Below are 17427 nucleotides of genomic sequence, written 5' to 3' on the forward strand. Positions count from 1 at the left end.
ACCGGCTCGCCGGCTGCAGTCAACCACCACTCGAAGGAATACGTCATGTTCGAAATGCGCTCCGTCTCCAAGGTCTTCCGCACCGAACAGGTCGAGACGCACGCGTTGCGCTCGCTGGATCTGCATGTGCGCGAGGGCGAGTTCGTCGCCGTCACCGGGCCGTCCGGCTCCGGCAAGACCACCTTCCTCAACATCGCCGGCCTGCTGGAGACCTTCACCAGCGGCCAGTACCTGCTCGACGGCCAGGACGTCAGCCACCTCAACGACGACGCGCGCTCGCGCATGCGCAACCAGAAGATCGGTTTCATCTTCCAGAGCTTCAACCTGATCCCCGATCTCAACCTGTTCGACAACGTCGACGTGCCGCTGCGCTACCGCGGCATGGCTGCGGCCGAGCGCAAGCAGCGCATCGAAGACGCGCTGGGCCGGGTCGGGCTGGGCTCGCGGATGAAGCACTACCCGTCCGAGCTCTCCGGCGGCCAGCAACAGCGCGCGGCGATCGCGCGTGCGCTGGCCGGCAGCCCGCGCCTGCTGCTGGCCGACGAACCGACCGGCAACCTGGACTCGCAGATGGCGCGCGGGGTGATGGAACTGCTGGAAGAGATCAACGCGCAGGGCTCGACCATCGTCATGGTCACCCACGATCCGGAACTGGCCGCGCGCGCGCAGCGCAACGTGCACATCGTCGATGGCCAGGCCACCGACCTGCAGCGCGAACCGGTGCTGGCGCACGCCGCGATCGGCGCCAGCCCCAACGGCGCGCGCTGAGCGAACGCAACCGGCCCGGCGCTGCGCGCCATCGCCATCCCACCCATTGTCGCCACCTGCAGCGCCCGCCCCGGAGCCACCTCATGTTCGGCTATTACTTTCGCCTCGCCTTGCGCAGCTTCCGCCGCAACAAGGTCCTCACCGCGCTGATGGTGCTGGCCATCGCGCTGGGCATCGGCGCCAGCATGACCACGCTGACCGTGTTCTACGTGCTCTCCGGCGATCCGATCCCGCACAAGAGCGACCGACTGTTCTACGTGCAGGTGGATGCGCAGCCGAAGGCCGGCTTCCAACCCGGCGAGGAACCGGATTTCCAGAACACGCGCTACGACGCCGAGACGCTGCTGCGCGAGAAGCGGGCCAAGCGGCAGGCGCTGATGAGCGGCGGATCGGTGGCGGTGGAACCGCTCAAGAGCGGGCTGAAACCGTTCAAGTCGGAAGTGCGTTTCACCTCGGCGGACTTCTTCCCGATGTTCGACACGCCGTTCCTGTACGGCCACGGCTGGACCGGGACGGAAGACGAGCGCCACGAGCGCGTGGCGGTCATCAGCAAGAAGCTCAACGAAAAGCTGTACGACGGCGCCGACAGCGTCGGCCGCGAACTGCGCATGGACCAGAACACCTTCCGCATCGTCGGCGTGCTCGACACCTGGGAACCCAATCCGCGCTTCTACGACCTCACCAACACCTACGGCTCGGACGAGCAGGCCTACCTGCCGTTCTCGGTGGCGATGGACCTGAAGATGGACCGCAACGGCAACATGAACTGCTCCGGCGACAGCAACGGCGATCCGACCTCGCTCAATGCCCCCTGCACCTGGGTCCAGTATTGGGCGGAACTGGAGAGTCCGGCGCAGGTCGCCGAGTACAAGGCCTACCTCGAGAACTACTCCAATCAGCAGCGCGCCGCCGGCCGCTTCCAGCGTCCGAACAACGTACGCCTGCGCAACGTGATGCAGTGGCTGGACCACAACGAAGTGGTGCCGGGCGACGTGCGCCTGCAGCTGTGGCTGGCGATGGGCTTCCTGCTGGTGTGCCTGCTCAACACCGTCGGCCTGCTGCTGGCCAAGTTCCTGCGCCGCAGCGGGGAGATCGGCGTGCGCCGCGCGCTGGGCGCCTCGCGCCGCGCGATCTTCGCGCAGTGCCTGGTGGAAGCCGGCACCATCGGCCTGGCCGGCGGCATCGCCGGTCTCGGCCTGGCCGTCCTCGGGCTGTGGGCGGTTCGCCAGCAGCCCACCGGCTACGCCAAGCTGGCCCATCTGGATCCGACGATGCTGGCACTGACCTTCGTACTGGCCCTGGTCGCCAGCCTGCTGGCCGGCCTGCTGCCGTCCTGGCGCGCGATCCAGGTCGCGCCGGCGTTGCAGCTCAAATCCTCCTGACCACGACGCCTGCCGCGACGCGGCAGGCAGACCGCCAACGAAGGTCCCTCAAAGGTTACCGCCATGGACATCCACCCCATCCTTTCCACCCTGCGCCGGCACAAGACCGCCGCCGCGCTGATCGTGCTCGAGATCGCGCTGGCGTGCGCGATCGTGTGCAACGCGCTGTTCCTGATCGGCAACCGCATCGAGACCCTGCACCGGGCCAGCGGCATCGCCGAACAGGAACTGGTGACGATCTCGCTGGGCGGCATCGGCCAGCAGGTCAATGCCGCCGCCCGCACCCGCGAGGACCTGGCCGCGTTGCGTGCGGTGCCGGGCGTGCGCAACGCGACCGTGCTCAACCAGGTGCCGTTCGTGCACTACTCCTGGAACACCAGCCTGTCGCTGACCCCGGACCAGGAGCGGCCCACCCTCAATGCGGCGCAGTACATGGCCGAAGAAGGCACGCTGCAGACCCTGGGCCTGCGGCTGGCAGCCGGGCGCGACTTCACGCCCGACGAATACCTGGATCTGGAAACCGCGCAAACCGACAAGGAAGTGCAGAAAAAAGGCACCGCCATCATTCTCAATCGCGCCACCGCGGAAAAGATGTTCCCCGGGCAGAACGCCCTGGGCAAGACCGTCTATACCGGGCCGGTGGCCGCACGCGTGGTCGGCATCGTCGAGACGCTGGCGCGGCCGACCGCGAGCAGCGGCCTGGCCGAGATCGACTACGCGATGCTGCTGCCGCTGCGCCTGAGCTACACCGACGGCCTGTACGTGCTGCGGGTTACCGATCCGGCGCGGCGCCAGGAAGTGCTGGCCTCTGCGGTCGCGGCACTGATGAAGGTGGACAACAGCCGGCTGGTGCTGAAACAGCAGACCTACGCCGAAATCCGCGAGGCCTACTTCCAGGGCGATCGCGCGATGGTGTGGCTGCTCGGCGCGGTGTGCATCGCGCTGCTGATCGTGACCGCGCTGGGCATCGTCGGCCTGGCCAGCTTCTGGGTGCAGCAGCGCACCAGGCAGATCGGCATCCGCCGCGCGCTCGGCGCCACCCGCGGGCAGATCCTGCGCTATTTCCAGACCGAGAACTTCCTGCTGGCCAGCACCGGCATCGTGCTCGGCATGCTGCTGGCGTATGCGATCAACCGGTGGCTGATGGGCAAGTACGAACTGCCGCGGCTGCCGCTGTACTACCTGCCGGTCGGCGCGCTCAGCCTGTGGCTGCTCGGCCAGATCGCGGTGTTCGCGCCGGCGCGCCGCGCCGCGGCGGTGCCGCCGGCGGTGGCCACGCGCAGCGCTTGAAGCGTCCCCTTGGCCGGCGTCATGCCGGCCCTTTTTCCCAGGACTCCCGATGTTCGGCTACTACTGCAAACTGGCGTTGCACAGCTTCGGCCGCAACCGGCTGCTGACCGCATTGATGGTGCTCGCCATCGCGGTCGGCATCGGCGCCTCGATGACCACGCTGACCGTGTTCCATGTGCTCGCCGCCGATCCGATCCCGGGCAAGAGCGCGCAGCTGTTCTACGTGGAAATGAACGTGTATCCGGACGAGAAGTACGAACCGGCCGGCGAGGAGCCGCTGCAGCTGACCCGCCGCGATGCCGAGGCGCTGTTGCGCGACAAGCGCGGCGACCGCCAGGCGATGATGTCCGCCGGCGGCGTCACCGTGGTGCCGGCACGCGCGCAGCAGACCCCGTTCTCGGTGGAGGCACGCTACACCAGCGCCGATTTCTTCCCGATGTTCGCCGTGCCGATGCGCTACGGCCATGCCTGGACCGCCGAGGACGATGGCCGGCGTGCACGGATCGCGGTGATCTCGCGACATCTGAACGAGCAGGTGTTCGGCGACATCGACAGCGTCGGCAAAGACCTGCAGATCGGCGACACGGTGCTGCGCATCGTCGGGGTGACCGACGACTGGAGCATGAACCCGCGTTTCTACGACATGACCAACGAGACCTATGCCGACAGCGAGGACGTGTTCATTCCGTTCTCGACCTCGCGCGATCTGGAACTCGGCAGCAGAGGCACGATGGATTGCTGGGGCGACAGTCCGGACGGCCCGAACGGCGAGAACGCGCCCTGCGTGTGGATCCAGTACTGGGTCGAACTGGGCGATGCAGGCAAGCGCGCCGCCTACCGCGACTACCTCGATGGCTACGCGCGCCAGCAGCACGATGCAGGGCGTTTCAACCATTCGGCCGACAGCCGCCTGAGCGACGTGATGACGTGGCTGGACAGGAATCATGCGGTGCCTGCCGACGTGCGCCTGCAACTGTGGCTGGCGCTGGTGTTCCTGGGCATCTGCCTGCTCAACACCGTCGGCCTGATGTTGGCCAAGTTCATGCGCCATGGCGGCGAGATCGGCGTACGCCGCGCGCTGGGCGCGTCGCGTTGGGCGATCTTCGCCCAGCACCTGGTCGAGGCCGGGATGATCGGTGCGGCGGGCGGCGCGATCGGCCTGCTGTTCGCCTGGATCGGCCTGTGGCTGGTGCGGCGGCAGCCGGCCGACTATGCCGCGCTGGCGCAGATGGACGGCAGCATGCTGCTGGGCACGCTCGCCCTGGCCCTGGCCCTGGTCAGCAGCCTGCTGGCCGGCGCGCTGCCGGCGTGGCAGGCGATGCGCGTGCAGACCGCGCTGCAACTCAAGTCGCAATGACGCGCCGCTCGCCTGCATCCCCTTCAGGACCATCAGCCGTGCACATCCACCCCATCCTCTCCAGCCTGCGCAAGCACAAGATCGCCGCACTGCTCATCGTGCTGGAGATCGCCTTCAGCTGCGCCGTGGTATGCAACGCGCTGTTCCTGATCCACCTGCGCCTGGAACGCATGCAGCGCCCCACTGGGGCGGTCGAACAGCAGATCGTGCAAGTGCGCATCCGCAGCGTGGCCAGGAACGACAACAGTGCCGCACTGACCCGCGAGGACCTGGACGCCCTGCGCCGGATCCCCGGGGTGCGCAATGCCAGCGTGGTCAACCAACCGCTGTTCGGCAGCTCGGTCAGTTCCAGCGGCATCTCGCTCCGCTCCGACCAGCAGCGCAGCACCCTGCGCGCCACCAACTACTTCGGCGACATGCAGTTGCTGGACACGCTGGGACTGACCCTGGTCGCCGGACGCCGATTCCACCCCGACGAGTTCCTCGACTACGCGCGGCTGCAGGATCCCAACGACACCGGTACGCTGCCGGCGGTGATCCTGAGCCAGGCGCTGGCGCAGCGCCTGTTCCCGGACGGCACCGCGCTGGGCCGCACCATCCATGTGTTCGGCGAGCACCGCATCGTCGGCATCGTGCAACGCCTGGTGCAGCCGCGCGACTTCGGCACGGCAGCCGACTACGAGTCCGCGCTGCTGTTTCCAGTGAACATGCCCTACACCAATGGGACCTATCTACTGCGGGTGAACGACCCGGCGCAACGCGAGGCCGTGCTGCAGCAGGCGCGAACCGCGCTGTTGGCACACGGGCCCAAACGCATGGTCCAGAACAAGGACAGCAAGACCCTGCAGGAGGCGCGCGCGGCCTACTATCGCAACGACCAGTCCATGGCCTGGCTGCTGGTCGGGGTCTGCGTGGCCTTGCTGATGATCACCGCGCTGGGCATCGTCGGCCTGACCAGTTTCTGGGTGCAGCAGCGGACCAAGCAGATCGGCATCCGCCGTGCGCTCGGCGCCACCTGCCGGCAGATCCTGCTGCATTTCCAGACCGAGAATTTCCTTCTCGCCAGCACCGGCATCGTGCTCGGCATGCTGCTGGCCTACACCGCCAGTCTGTGGCTGATGAACGCCTACGAGCTGCCGCGGCTGCCGCCGTGGTACCTGCCGGCCGGCGCGGTGGTGCTGTGGCTGCTCGGCCAGCTCGCGGTGCTCGCGCCGGCGCGACGCGCCGCGGCGGTGCCGCCAGCGGTGGCCACGCGCAGTGCGTAAAGCGGACGGACTCGGCACGTGGATCGATTGCTGATCTCGCTGCGCAGGCACGCGCTGCTGGCGACGCTGATCGTGCTGCAGATGGCGCTCGGCTATCCCGTGCTGCTCGCCATGGGCACGCTGGCCAGCCAGGCGCATGCGCGCATGCACGCCTCCAGCGGCATCGATGACGACGCGCATCTGCTGACGCTGCGGCTCAGCGGCCGCGTGTCCGCCGCGGCGGCGCAGCGCGAGGCGGCGGCCTTGCGTGCGCTGCCCGGCGTCCTGCACGTCGCCGCGGTCAATCAACTGCCGTTCGGACCCGAGCAGTGGAGCGCGCTGATGGGACCCCGCGCCGACGGCGCCGGCGGACAGTTCCGCGCGAGCACCTACCTCGGCGGTCCCGGACTGCTGGCGGCACTGGGCCTGCGCCTGCGGCGCGGCCGCGACTTCGCCCGCGACGAGTATCGCGACCTCACATCGCCCACCGCGGTGGACCTCGCGCAGCGGGCGATCCTGACCCGGTCGCTGGCGGCGCGGCTGTTCCCTGGGCACGACGCAGTGGGACAGGCGGTGTATCTGGGCGACCGACCGCCGGCGCGGGTGGTCGGCATCGTCGAGCGGCTGCGCGCGCCAGGCGCTGGCGACGAGGACGCCGCCATCCTCGCGCTGCGCTTGCAGGATGAGGGCAACACGCTCTATGTGCTGCGGGTCGCGCGCGGCGATCCGATGCAGGTCCGCGCGCGCCTGGCGGCGGATGCGCAACGCATCGCGCCGGGGCGGCTGCACGATCTGAGCAGCGCCGGCGAACTGCGCGTGCAGCAACTGCGCACGCATCGCCATCGGCTGGCGTCGCTTGTTGCAGGGATGGCGCTGTGGCTGTTCGCCACCACCGCGGCGGTCTACGCCATCAGCGAGGCGATGGTGCGCCAGCGCTACCGGCAGATCGCGCTGCGTCGCGCGCTGGGTGCGCGCGCGGCGCAGATCCGCTGGCAGCTGCGCCGCGAAAATCTGTTGCTGTGCGGCCTGGGCATCGCCATCGGCGCGGTCGCCACAGCACTGTTGCGGCGCGCCTTGCTGGATGCTCCGGCGCTGTCGCCACCGCCGCTGTATCCGCTGGTCATCGCAGTGCTGTTGCTGGGTGCCGGCTGGCTGGCGATGCGCGGACCGGCCGAACGCGCCGCGCGGCTGTCGCCTGCGGCGTACCGGTGATGCGCATGCGCGTGGCCGCCATCTCGCGCGCACCGGCGACGGTATCGGCCGCACGTCGGCGGCCGCTGGCGCACACGACAAGCCGCGCCGCGACTGCGATGATGCCGACGCGTTCTCCGTTCGCCCGTTCCGTCCAGGCCATCCGCCAAGGTTCCCGATGCCCTGCATCCTGATCATCGACGACAACCCCGCCGTCGCCACCGCGCTGGAAGTGCTGTTCTCCCTGCACGACATCGACACGGTGCATGCGGACAGTCCGCACGCCGGACTGCAACGCCTGGCCGACGGCGACATCGATCTGGTGCTGCAGGACATGAACTTCACCGCCGACACCACCTCCGGCGAGGAAGGCGTGGCCCTGTTCGATGCGATCCGCGCGCGCCATCCGGACCTGCCGGTGATCCTGCTGACCGCCTGGACCCAGCTCAGCAGCGCGGTGGAGCTGGTCAAGGCCGGCGCCGCCGACTACCTGGCCAAGCCCTGGGACGACCACAAGCTGCTGACCACGGTCAACAACCTGCTGGAACTGTCCGAGGCACGGCGCGAACTGGAACGGCGCCGCGACGGCGAACGCCGCCATCGCCAGCAACTGGCGCAGCGCTACGAGCTGCGCGGCGCGGTGTTCGCCGACCCGGCCAGCGAGCGCGCCATCGCCCTGGCCTGCCAGGTCGCGCGCTCGGAACTGCCGGTGCTGATCACCGGCCCCAACGGCAGCGGCAAGGAGAAGATCGCCGAGATCGTCCAGGCCAATTCGCCGATGCGGCAGGGCCCGTTCGTGGCCCTGAACTGCGGCGCGATTCCGGCCGAGCTGATCGAAGCCGAATTGTTCGGCGCCGAGGCCGGCGCCTATACCGGCGCCAACAAGGTCCGCGAAGGCAAGTTCGAGGCGGCCGACGGCGGTACCTTGTTCCTGGACGAGATCGGCAACCTGTCGCTGGCCGGGCAGATGAAACTGCTGCGCGTGCTGGAGACCGGCCGCTTCGAACGGCTCGGCTCCAACCGCGAGCGCCAGGTCAAGGTGCGGGTGATCAGTGCCACCAATGCCGATCTGGCCACGATGATCCGCGACGGCGCGTTCCGCGAGGATCTGTACTACCGGCTCAACGCGGTGGAGCTGTCGCTGCCGGCGCTGGCCGACCGCCCCGGCGACATCCTGCCGCTGGCCGAGCACTTCCTGTCCGGCGCCAAGCCGCTGTCGGCCGGCGCCGCGCAGGCGCTGCAGCGGCATGCCTGGCCCGGCAACGTGCGCGAGCTGCGCAACGTGATCCAGCGCGCCGAACTGCTGGCCGGCGGCCGCCTGATCGAGGCCGCCGACCTCAACCTGCCCAAGCCGGCAGCGCCGCGCCCCGCCGCCGGTGCCGAACCGGACCGCGAGCGCATCGTCGCGGTGCTCGGCCGCGCCAACGGCGTCATCGCCCAGGCCGCGGCCGAACTGGGCATGAGCCGGCAGGCGCTGTACCGGCGCATGGACCGCTACGGCATCCCGCGCGAATGAAACTGCGCCGCTCCTTCACCGTCGGCCTGTTCCTGCGCCTGCTGCCGGTGCTGGCGCTGGCCGCGGCGATGCCGTGGCTGCTGGCGTACTGGATGGACCGCGGCTGGGAAGTGGTAACGCTGTCGGCGCTGCTGCTGCTGGCGCTGATGTGGTGGACGCTGCGCCTGGCCACCGCGCCGATGCGCTCGCTGTTCCGCGCCCTGGCCGGCACCGTCAGCAGCTACCGCGACGGCGAGTACAACTTCGGCGTGCACTGGCGCGGCGACGACGAGCTGGGCGAAATGGTCGCCGCGCACCGGCAGCTCGGCGAGATCCTGCGCGAACAGCGCCAGGGCCTGGCGCAGCGCGAACTGATGCTCGACACCATGGTGCAGAACACGCCGGTGGCGATGCTACTCACCTCCAACGGCGGCGACGGCCTGCGCCGCGTGGTGTTCTCCAACCTGGCCGCGCGCAAACTGCTGCACGGCGGCTGGAAACTGGAAGGCCAGCGCCTGGACGACCTGCTGCTGGGCATGCCGCCGGCGCTGCGCGAGGCGGTGGCGCGCGGTGGCGACAGCCTGTTCACCATCGACGACGACGAGGATCCGGAAGAGGAGCAGGTCTACCATCTGTCGCGGCGCCGCTTCCGCCTCAACGGCCGCCCGCACGAACTGCTGCTGCTCCGCCTGCTCACCGCCGAACTGCGCCGCCAGGAAGTGCATACCTGGAAGAAGGTGATCCGGGTCATCAGCCACGAATTGAACAACTCGCTGGCGCCGATCGCCTCGCTGGCGCATTCCGGCGCCGAGCTGGTGCGGCGGCAGAAGGTGGAGCGGCTGGAAGAAGTCTTCGGCACCATCGAGGAGCGCGCACGGCACCTGGAAGGCTTCATCCGCGGCTACGCGCGCTTCGCCAAATTGCCGCAGCCGCAATTGCAGACCGTGCACTGGGCGCAGTTCCTGGGCGGGCTGCAGCAGCAGATCCCGTTCGCGCTGGAACTGGAAGCGCCCGACCTGCACAGCCGGGTCGATCCGGCACAGTTGCAGCAGGCGCTGCTCAACCTGGTCAAGAACGCGCACGAATCCAGCCCCGAGGGCCTGGCGCCGGCCGACAGCGTGCGCATCCGCGTCTCCACCCGCTCCGAATGGCTGCGCATCGAGGTGCTGGACCGCGGCAGCGGCATGAACGAGGCGGTGCTGCACAACGCGCTGATGCCGTTCTATTCGACCAAGCGCAACGGCACCGGCCTGGGCCTGGCGCTGACCCGCGAGATCGTCGAGGCGCACGGCGGCCGCCTGTCGCTGCAGAACCGCGACGAAGGCGGGCTGTGCGTGGCGGTGCAGCTGCCGCTGACGTTGGCGGGCTAGCGCATTTCGGTCCAGACGATGCCACTTGATGGTGCCACTGTGGGAGCGACTTCAGTCGCGACAGGCGTTACCGGCAAGCCCCGTCGCGACTGAAGTCGCTCCGACAAATTCCCTCACCGCGCCGAACACCAAAGATGCGCCGCTGCAGTACCCAGCTTCACTCGCGCATCGTCCCACTCTCGACGATGCGCGGCGTGGCCAGCGCGCCGCAGGCATCGTCGGCCCCGGTCGTGGCGGTGGCCGGAATCGCACCGTAATAGCCGGCGCCGACCGTGTTGTCGATGAAGCGCCCGCCCTGCGACGGGCATTCGCCCTGCTCCGGATCGAACCAGTCGGAGAACGCGGCGTACTTGCCGGCGCGCACGAAATGGTTGCCGCGCAGCTCGGTGTCGTCGGACGCATCGCGGGTGCGCACCGCGTCGCCGTTGACGTCGGTGAAACTGTTGCCTTCGACCGTATTGCCGCTCGAATGCCGCGCCAGGTACAGCGCATGGATGTAGCCGGAGGTTTCCGTGCTGTTCTCGATCGCGCTGAACTGGTTGTCGGCGATCGCGTTGTCGCGCGAGTTCTGCAGCCGGATCGCCGCATACGAGTACGCCGGATCGCCCTGGCCGTGGATGCCGCCGATGCGGCTGAAGCGCATGCCGCGGATCGCGTTGCCGGCATTGCCGTCGGCGGCCGCATTGCTGCTGCCCAGATCCATCGCCATCCAGTAGTCGCTGACCTCCAGGCCGACCACCTGCAGCTGGGTGCGCTGGTTGCCGCCGCCGCGCAGGGTGAACCAGGTGCCGCCGCCGCGCCCGTCGAAGTGCGGCATCGTGGCGGCGCCGGCGGCGGCGGCGATGCGCAGCGGCGCGCCGTTGCGGAACGTCCAGCGCACCGACTGGCCCAGGTAGGTGCCGGCCGCGACCACGATCTCCACTTCGGTGGTCGGCGCCTGCGCCTGCAGGCGCTGCTGCGCTGCGGCCAGGGTCTGCAGCGCGGTCGCGGCACTGGTCCCGGCCGCAGCGTCGTCGCCGTCGGGCGCCAGGTACAGGTGAAAGGTCTGCGCATGCACGGCGCCCGCCGTGGCCAGCAGCAGCGCCAGCCCCCACCACCGCCTGCGTCGTAGCAGCATCGAACACCTCCGTGGACCGTTGCGACGCTGGCGCCGTGCCTGGCCAGCCGCGCCACCTTAGCGCGGCACCGCCCCTGCGGGTGCGATGCCTGTCACGCTGCCGGCGGACGCGCGACCCGCTATTTCTTCGTCGGCCGCTTCCAGCCTGCGTGCGTGCTCTGCCGCGCCCGCGCCACGGTGAGCTGCCCGGCCGGCGCATCGCGCGTGATCACCGAACCGGCGCCGATGGTCGCCCCGGTCCCGATCGTCACCGGCGCCACCAGCGCGCTGTTGGAACCGACGAAGACGTCGTCGCCGATCGTGGTCTGCGACTTGTTCACGCCGTCGTAGTTGCAGGTGATGGTGCCGGCGCCGATGTTGACCCCGCTGCCGATCAGCGCATCGCCCAGATAGCTCAGATGGTTGGCCTTGCTGCCGACGCCGAGCACCGCCTTCTTGGTCTCGACGAAGTTGCCGATGTGCACGCCGTCGGCCAGCACCGTGCCCGGCCGCAGCCGCGCGAACGGACCGATCTGCACCGCGCCTTCGGTGACCACCCCTTCCAGGTCGCAGTGCGCACGCACTTCGGTGCCCGGCCCCAGGACCACGTCCTTGAGCCGCACGAACGGGCCGATGCTGACCCCGTCGCCCAGTTCCACCTCGCCTTCCAGCACCACGTTCACGTCGATGCGCACATCGCGGCCCACGCGCACGCGGCCGCGCTGGTCCAGCCGGTTCGGATCCAGCAGGTGCGCGCCCTGCGCGCACAGCGCACGCGCCGCGCGCAGCTGCCAGGCGCGCTCCAGCTGCGCCAGCTGCCACGGGTCGTTGGCGCCTTCGGCCTCGATCGGATCGGCCACCAGCACCATCTCCGCCGGGGTGAACTCGGCGGCGGCGGCGGCGAACACGTCGGTGAGGTAGTACTCGCCCTGCGCGTTGTCGCTGCGCAGCTGCGCCAGCCAGCGCTTGAGCGCGGTGGATTCGGCGGTGACGATGCCGGTGTTGACGATGCGGATGCGGCGCTGCTCGTCGTCGGCCTCCTTGTGCTCCACGATCGCGGCGACCTTGCCCGCCGCGTCGCGCACGATGCGGCCGTAGCCGCTGGGATCCCCGGGCTCGGCCACCAGCACCGCCAGCCGCCCCGGCGAATGCAGCAGGCGCAGCAGGGTGTCGGCGCGGATCAGCGGCACGTCGCCGTACAGCACCAGCACCGTGGCCGCGTCCGGCACCGCGGCCATCGCCTGCTGCAGCGCATGCCCGGTGCCCAGCTGCTGCGCCTGCTCGGCCCACAGCAGATCCGGCTGCTCGCCGAAGGCCGCGCGTACCGCGTCGCCGCCATGGCCGTAGACCACATGGATCGCCGCCGGCTGCAGCTGGCGCGCGGTTTCGATCACGTGCGCCAGCATCGGCCGGCCGGCGAGCGGTTGCAGCACCTTGGGCTTGGCCGACTTCATCCGCTTGCCCGCGCCGGCGGCGAGGATCACGACGTGCAGGGGCAGGCTCATGGGCAGGTTCCATTGCGGGGAGACCAGGATTTTAGAGGCAGCCGCGTCTGCGTGCCGCAATGCCGGCGCCATCGCGCCGCGCGGCATTTACATCTGCGCGGCAGACGCTAGCATGCGCGCTTGATCCCAACCCGGGGCTTGCATGAGTCTGCTGCGCCAGAGCGGTCAATTCGTCGTGATCGGATTGCTGCAACTGCTGATCGACTGGAGCGTGTTCGTCGCGGCGACCGCCGCCGGCATGCCGCCGATCCCGGCCAACGTGCTCGGCCGCGTGTGCGGCGCCCTGCTCGGCTTCTGGCTCAACGGCCGCATCACCTTCGCCAGCGGCGACGCCGCGCGCCTGGGCTGGCAGCGCTTCGGCCGCTTCATGGCGCTGTGGATCGTGCTGACCCTGCTCAGCACCTGGCTGGTGGCGCTGTGCGTGGACGCGCTGGGCCTGCGCCTGGCCTGGCTGGCCAAACCGGTGGTCGAAGGCCTGCTGGCGGTGCTGTCGTTCTTCCTGGGCCGGCACGTGGTGTACCGCTAGGGGCGGGCGCAGCAGGCGCGGCACGCAGCGCGCTGGACACTTGTGGGAGCGCCTTCAGTCGCGACGGGCTTTACCGGGAGAGCCCGTCGCGACTGAAGGCGCTCCCACCACATGAAGGCAGCCCACGCGCACCGGCCCACCTGGCCTACGCGCCGTCGATGGCGCCGTCGCGTGCGACCGCATGCGACGGCGCCCGCCCCGCTCAGCGGCAGAAATCGCCCAGGCTGCGCACCAGCGCGGTGCGATGGACCTGGTCCAGCTGCCAACGCAGCGCATAGGCCTCGGCCGCACGCGCGGTCGCCGCCGGGCAATCCGGCGCCTGCCGGGCCGCGGCGCTGGCCTGCAGGGCGTCCAGCATCTCGCCCTGCAACTGGTCCAGGCGCGCGCGCAGCGCGGTCAGGTCCGGACGCGGCTGGTCGGGGGCACGGCCGCGCAGCCGCCAGCGCGCCAGCAGCTGGTATTGCACCAGCTTGTTGGACTCGATCTGCATGCCGAAGAAGCGCGCCGCGTCGTCCGCATCCACGCCGTGCGCCGGCGCCTGCGCGCGCACGCCGGCCAGCACCGCGGCCTCGCGCGTGGCGTCCAGCACCGGCTTGCCGCTGTCCCATTTGCTCAGCGCGACCTGGTCGCCGATCGCGTTGCGTTCGACGATGCGGTCGAGCAGCGGTTCGAGCGGCGTGGCGCTGCGCGCGGGCATCGCGCAGCCCAGCATGGCGGTACCGGCCAGCAGCGCGCTCAGCACGCGCGGGAGTGTGGCAGCAACGGAAGCGGTCATCGTGTCTCTCCTGAAAACCGTCTGCGTGGGGAAAGGAGGTGCAGATCGGCCCGCCATCTTGCCGAAGCCGTTGGACGATTTCGTTGCAGCACGCCGCGGTTGCGACGCGCGCGCGCAATCGAGTCAGCGGCGATAAAGCCAGCGCCGTGCGCCGCGTCACTCAGTTGCGCGCGGCGCCGGCGGCGCGTGCGATGCCGCGCATGCGTTGCCGCCGCTGCGAAACGGCCGGGCACGCCCCGCACCCGGCGCATCTCACCAACGAAAACGCCGGCAATCGCCGGCGTTTTCGTCGCGCTCGGGCGGCCGCCGGGCGGCGCGCGGTTTGGCTCAGTGCTTGAGGTTCTTGCGCAGGCGCTCCAGCGCCTGCAGCTGCGCGGCGACTTCCGCCAGCTTGGCCTGCGCCGCGGCCACGTCGATGCCTTCGCCACGGTGGGCGAGCATGCGCTCGGCTTCGTCCTTGGCCTTGCGCACCGAGGCTTCGTCGATGTCCTGCGCGCGGATCGCGGTGTCGGCCAGGATCGTCACCACCTGCGGCTGCACCTCCAGGATGCCGCCGGAAATGGCGAAATCCAGCTGCTCGCCGCTGGCGGTGGTGACCACCACCTTGCCGGGCTTGAGCCGGGTGATCAGCGGCGCGTGCTTGGGCGCGATGCCCAGCTCGCCCAACTCGCCGGTGGCGACCACCAGGGTCGCTTCACCGTGGTAGATCTCGTGCTCGGCGCTGACGATGTCGCAACGGATGGTGCTCATGGTGCCTCACTGGGTGAGGCGGGAATCGGGAATCGGGAATCGGGAATGGGAGAAGCGAGTTGCCTTCTCTTAACCACTACGCGATGCCTCGGATGCCACGTGTCCCGCCTTTACGATTCTCGATTCCCGATTCCCCATTCCCGGATGCCGGCCGCAACGCGGCCGGGATCCAGATCAGGCCTTCTCGGCCATCTTCCTGGCCTTCTCGACCGCCTCTTCGATGCTGCCGACCATGTAGAACGCCTGCTCCGGCAGGTGGTCGTATTCGCCGTCGACGATGCCCTTGAAGCTGCGGATGGTGTCCTTCAGCGACACGTACTTGCCCGGCGAGCCAGTGAACACTTCGGCCACGTGGAACGGTTGGCTGAAGAAGCGCTCGATCTTGCGCGCGCGCGACACCGACTGTTTGTCCTCTTCGGACAGTTCGTCCATGCCCAGGATCGCGATGATGTCCTTCAGTTCCTTGTACTTCTGCAGGGTCATCTGCACGCGGCGGGCGGTGTCGTAGTGCTCGTGCCCGATCACGTTCGGATCCATCATGCGCGAGGTCGAGTCCAGCGGATCCACCGCCGGATAGATACCCAGCGAGGCGATGCTGCGCGACAGCGCCACGGTCGAATCGAGGTGGGCGAAGGTGGTCGCCGGCGACGGGTCGGTGTAGTCGTCCGCAGGCACGTACACGGCCTGGATCGAGGTGATCGAGCCGGTCTTGGTCGAGGTGATGCGCTCCTGCAGCACGCCCATTTCCTCGGCCAGGGTCGGCTGGTAGCCCACCGCCGACGGCATGCGCCCCAGCAGCGCCGACACTTCGGTACCGGCCAGCGTGTAGCGGTAGATGTTGTCGACGAACAGCAGCACGTCCTTGCCCTTGCCGTTTTCGTCCTTCTCGTCGCGGAAGTACTCGGCCATGGTCAGGCCGGTCAGTGCCACGCGCAGGCGGTTGCCCGGCGGCTCGTTCATCTGGCCGTACACCATCGCCACCTTGTCCAGGACGTTGGAGTCCTTCATCTCGTGGTAGAAGTCGTTGCCCTCGCGGGTACGCTCGCCCACACCGGCGAACACCGACAGGCCCGAGTGCGCCTTGGCGATGTTGTTGATCAGTTCCATCATGTTGACGGTCTTGCCGACGCCGGCGCCGCCGAACAGGCCGACCTTGCCGCCCCTGGAGATCGGGCACATCAGGTCGATGACCTTGATGCCGGTTTCCAGCAGCTCGGTGGCCGAGGACTGGTCTTCGTAGCTCGGCGCGGCGCGGTGGATTTCCCAATGGTCGGTGGCCTGCACCTCGCCGGCCTCGTCGATCGGGCGGCCCAGCACGTCCATGATCCGGCCCAGCGTGCCCGGACCGACCGGCACCGAGATCGCACGGCCGGTATTGGTTGCCACCAGGTTGCGCTTGAGGCCGTCGGTGGAGCCGAGCGCGATGGTGCGCACGATGCCGTCGCCCAGCTGCTGCTGCACTTCCAGCGTGATGGCGGTGCCTTCGACCTTCAGTGCGTCGTAAATCTTCGGCACATCGGCACGCGCGAATTCGACGTCGACGACCGCGCCGATGATCTGAACGATCTTGCCCTGACTCATTTGGATAACTCCACTAATGTCTATTCGAAACTGGTGTCGGGAATGGGGAACGGGGAATCGGGAATGGGAGGATCAAATGCGACTGCTTCGACCATTCCCGTTTCTCCATTCCCCATTCCCGGCTACACAGCGGCCGCGCCGCCGACGATCTCGGAAATTTCCTGGGTGATCGCCGCCTGCCGCGCCTTGTTGTAGATCAGCTGCAAGGTGCTGATCAGTTTGTTGGCGTTGTCGCTGGCGGCCTTCATCGCGACCATGCGCGCGGCATGCTCGGACGCGACGTTCTCCAGCACCGCCTGGTACACCAGCGATTCGATGTAGCGCGTCATCACGTGCTCCAGCACGCTCGCGGCATCGGGTTCGTACAGGTAGTCCCAGTCGTGGTGCGCGACCTGGTTCTCCGCCGGCGGCAGCGGCAGCAGCTGGTCGAAGCTGGCCTTCTGCGCCATCGTGTTCACGAAGCGGTTGTAGACCAGGTAGACGCGGTCGATCTTGCCCTCGGTGAACGCATCCAGCATCACCTTGATCACGCCGATCAGCTGCTGCAGCTGCGGCACGTCGCCGAGATGGCTGACGCTGCCGACCATGTCGACCTTGAGCCGGCGAAAGAACACCGAGGCCTTCTGGCCGATGGTGACCACGTCGATGCCGGCGCCCTGGTCCTGCCACTGGCGCACTTCGCCCAGCATCTTGCGGAACAGGTTGTTGTTGAGGCCGCCGGCCAGGCCGCGATCGGAGGAGATCACGATGTAGCCGACGCGCTTGACCGCATCGCGCTGCACCAGGAACGGATGCGTGTAGTCGGTGCTGGCCTGCGCCAGATGCCCGATCACCTGCTTCATCGCCTGCGCGTACGGACGCGAGGTCTTCATCCGATCCTGCGCCTTGCGGATCTTGGAGGCCGAGACCATCTCGAGCGCGCGCGTCACCTTGCGGGTGTTCTGCACGCTCTTGATCTTGGTTTTGATTTCGCGTCCGCCTGCCATGCTCTCGCTCGCTTTGCTCGCTTCGTGGGAATGGGGAATGGAGAATCGGGAATGGGCAAAGCCCGGATCCCGCTCCTACGATTCCCTATTCTCGATTCCCGATTCCCTGCA

The 17427-nt window shown here is 68.8% G+C and carries 15 protein-coding genes; 9 read left to right on the plus strand and 6 right to left on the minus strand.

What is annotated here, in order from left to right; translation table 11 throughout:
- Positions 1-45: 45 nt before the first annotated feature.
- From FZ025_RS05890 to FZ025_RS05925, 8 genes are all read left to right on the plus strand, one after another.
- On the plus strand, positions 46-768 hold the full coding sequence (locus FZ025_RS05890) for an ABC transporter ATP-binding protein (protein ID WP_046978684.1): 723 nt from the start codon (positions 46-48) through the stop codon (positions 766-768).
- Positions 769-851: 83 nt separating this feature from the next.
- Entirely contained in the window at positions 852-2150 is a 1299-nt protein-coding gene (locus tag FZ025_RS05895) for an ABC transporter permease (RefSeq protein WP_046978683.1), read from the plus strand.
- A 63-nt stretch (positions 2151-2213) separates the two neighbouring features.
- Complete coding sequence (locus FZ025_RS05900) at positions 2214-3440, plus strand: ABC transporter permease (protein WP_046978682.1); 1227 nt, start codon at positions 2214-2216, stop codon at positions 3438-3440.
- A 49-nt stretch (positions 3441-3489) separates the two neighbouring features.
- Positions 3490-4797, plus strand: a complete 1308-nt coding sequence (locus FZ025_RS05905) for an ABC transporter permease (RefSeq protein ID WP_046978681.1) — start codon at positions 3490-3492, stop codon at positions 4795-4797.
- A gap of 38 nt (positions 4798-4835) precedes the next feature.
- On the plus strand, positions 4836-6062 hold the full coding sequence (locus FZ025_RS05910) for an ABC transporter permease (RefSeq protein ID WP_104558641.1): 1227 nt from the start codon (positions 4836-4838) through the stop codon (positions 6060-6062).
- Positions 6063-6080: 18 nt separating this feature from the next.
- A complete protein-coding gene (locus FZ025_RS05915; RefSeq protein WP_046978364.1) occupies positions 6081-7253 on the plus strand; it encodes an ABC transporter permease in 1173 nt (390 codons plus the stop codon).
- Between the two features lie 157 nt (positions 7254-7410).
- The gene (locus tag FZ025_RS05920) at positions 7411-8748 is read left to right on the plus strand and encodes a sigma-54-dependent transcriptional regulator (protein ID WP_046978371.1); all 1338 of its coding nucleotides are present in this window, start codon (positions 7411-7413) and stop codon (positions 8746-8748) included.
- A complete protein-coding gene (locus FZ025_RS05925) occupies positions 8745-10097 on the plus strand; it encodes a sensor histidine kinase (protein WP_046978363.1) in 1353 nt (450 codons plus the stop codon). The genes FZ025_RS05920 and FZ025_RS05925 overlap by 4 nt, the downstream gene beginning before the upstream one ends.
- 157 nt (positions 10098-10254) lie before the next feature.
- Here the strand turns inward: FZ025_RS05925 and FZ025_RS05930 are convergent, their stop codons facing one another.
- Together FZ025_RS05930 and glmU are read right to left on the minus strand one after the other, a co-directional pair.
- Complete coding sequence (locus FZ025_RS05930; protein ID WP_104558639.1) at positions 10255-11214, minus strand: right-handed parallel beta-helix repeat-containing protein; 960 nt, start codon at positions 11212-11214, stop codon at positions 10255-10257.
- 119 nt (positions 11215-11333) lie between these two features.
- Entirely contained in the window at positions 11334-12698 is a 1365-nt protein-coding gene (gene glmU, locus FZ025_RS05935; protein WP_046978361.1) for a bifunctional UDP-N-acetylglucosamine diphosphorylase/glucosamine-1-phosphate N-acetyltransferase GlmU, read from the minus strand.
- 142 nt (positions 12699-12840) lie between these two features.
- Here glmU and FZ025_RS05940 point away from each other — a divergent pair, with 142 nt between their 5' ends.
- Positions 12841-13224 carry a GtrA family protein gene (locus tag FZ025_RS05940; protein ID WP_046978360.1) on the plus strand — a complete coding sequence of 128 codons (384 nt, stop codon included), beginning with the start codon at positions 12841-12843 and terminating at the stop codon, positions 13222-13224.
- Positions 13225-13426: 202 nt separating this feature from the next.
- On the opposite strand, the gene FZ025_RS05945 is transcribed toward FZ025_RS05940, so the two are convergent.
- From FZ025_RS05945 to atpG, 4 genes are all read right to left on the minus strand, one after another.
- The gene (locus tag FZ025_RS05945; protein ID WP_046978359.1) at positions 13427-13999 is read right to left on the minus strand and encodes a chorismate mutase; all 573 of its coding nucleotides are present in this window, start codon (positions 13997-13999) and stop codon (positions 13427-13429) included.
- A 327-nt stretch (positions 14000-14326) separates the two neighbouring features.
- Entirely contained in the window at positions 14327-14749 is a 423-nt protein-coding gene (locus FZ025_RS05950) for a F0F1 ATP synthase subunit epsilon (RefSeq protein ID WP_046978358.1), read from the minus strand.
- 174 nt (positions 14750-14923) lie between these two features.
- Complete coding sequence (gene atpD, locus FZ025_RS05955; RefSeq protein WP_046978357.1) at positions 14924-16330, minus strand: F0F1 ATP synthase subunit beta; 1407 nt, start codon at positions 16328-16330, stop codon at positions 14924-14926.
- Between the two features lie 122 nt (positions 16331-16452).
- Positions 16453-17316: a F0F1 ATP synthase subunit gamma gene (gene atpG, locus FZ025_RS05960; RefSeq protein WP_046978356.1), complete on the minus strand. Its 864-nt coding sequence runs from the start codon at positions 17314-17316 to the stop codon at positions 16453-16455.
- Positions 17317-17427 lie beyond the last annotated feature (111 nt).

Origin of the sequence: Xanthomonas hyacinthi, assembly GCF_009769165.1 — a bacterium.
GTDB classification, from domain to species: Bacteria; Pseudomonadota; Gammaproteobacteria; order Xanthomonadales; family Xanthomonadaceae; genus Xanthomonas_A; species Xanthomonas_A hyacinthi.

What these genes read in the sequence shown, in the direction of transcription:
- FZ025_RS05890 (WP_046978684.1), top strand. Translation starts at nt 46, where the DNA reads ATGTTCGAAATGCGCTCCGTCTCCAAGGTCTTCCGCACCGAACAGGTC.
- FZ025_RS05895 (WP_046978683.1), top strand. Translation starts at nt 852, where the DNA reads ATGTTCGGCTATTACTTTCGCCTCGCCTTGCGCAGCTTCCGCCGCAAC.
- FZ025_RS05900 (WP_046978682.1), top strand. Translation starts at nt 2,214, where the DNA reads ATGGACATCCACCCCATCCTTTCCACCCTGCGCCGGCACAAGACCGCC.
- FZ025_RS05905 (WP_046978681.1), top strand. Translation starts at nt 3,490, where the DNA reads ATGTTCGGCTACTACTGCAAACTGGCGTTGCACAGCTTCGGCCGCAAC.
- FZ025_RS05920 (WP_046978371.1), top strand. Translation starts at nt 7,411, where the DNA reads ATGCCCTGCATCCTGATCATCGACGACAACCCCGCCGTCGCCACCGCG.
- FZ025_RS05925 (WP_046978363.1), top strand. Translation starts at nt 8,745, where the DNA reads ATGAAACTGCGCCGCTCCTTCACCGTCGGCCTGTTCCTGCGCCTGCTG.
- FZ025_RS05930 (WP_104558639.1), bottom strand. Translation starts at nt 11,214, where the DNA reads ATGCTGCTACGACGCAGGCGGTGGTGGGGGCTGGCGCTGCTGCTGGCC.
- glmU (WP_046978361.1), bottom strand. Translation starts at nt 12,698, where the DNA reads ATGAGCCTGCCCCTGCACGTCGTGATCCTCGCCGCCGGCGCGGGCAAG.
- FZ025_RS05940 (WP_046978360.1), top strand. Translation starts at nt 12,841, where the DNA reads ATGAGTCTGCTGCGCCAGAGCGGTCAATTCGTCGTGATCGGATTGCTG.
- FZ025_RS05945 (WP_046978359.1), bottom strand. Translation starts at nt 13,999, where the DNA reads ATGACCGCTTCCGTTGCTGCCACACTCCCGCGCGTGCTGAGCGCGCTG.
- FZ025_RS05950 (WP_046978358.1), bottom strand. Translation starts at nt 14,749, where the DNA reads ATGAGCACCATCCGTTGCGACATCGTCAGCGCCGAGCACGAGATCTAC.
- atpD (WP_046978357.1), bottom strand. Translation starts at nt 16,330, where the DNA reads ATGAGTCAGGGCAAGATCGTTCAGATCATCGGCGCGGTCGTCGACGTC.
- atpG (WP_046978356.1), bottom strand. Translation starts at nt 17,316, where the DNA reads ATGGCAGGCGGACGCGAAATCAAAACCAAGATCAAGAGCGTGCAGAAC.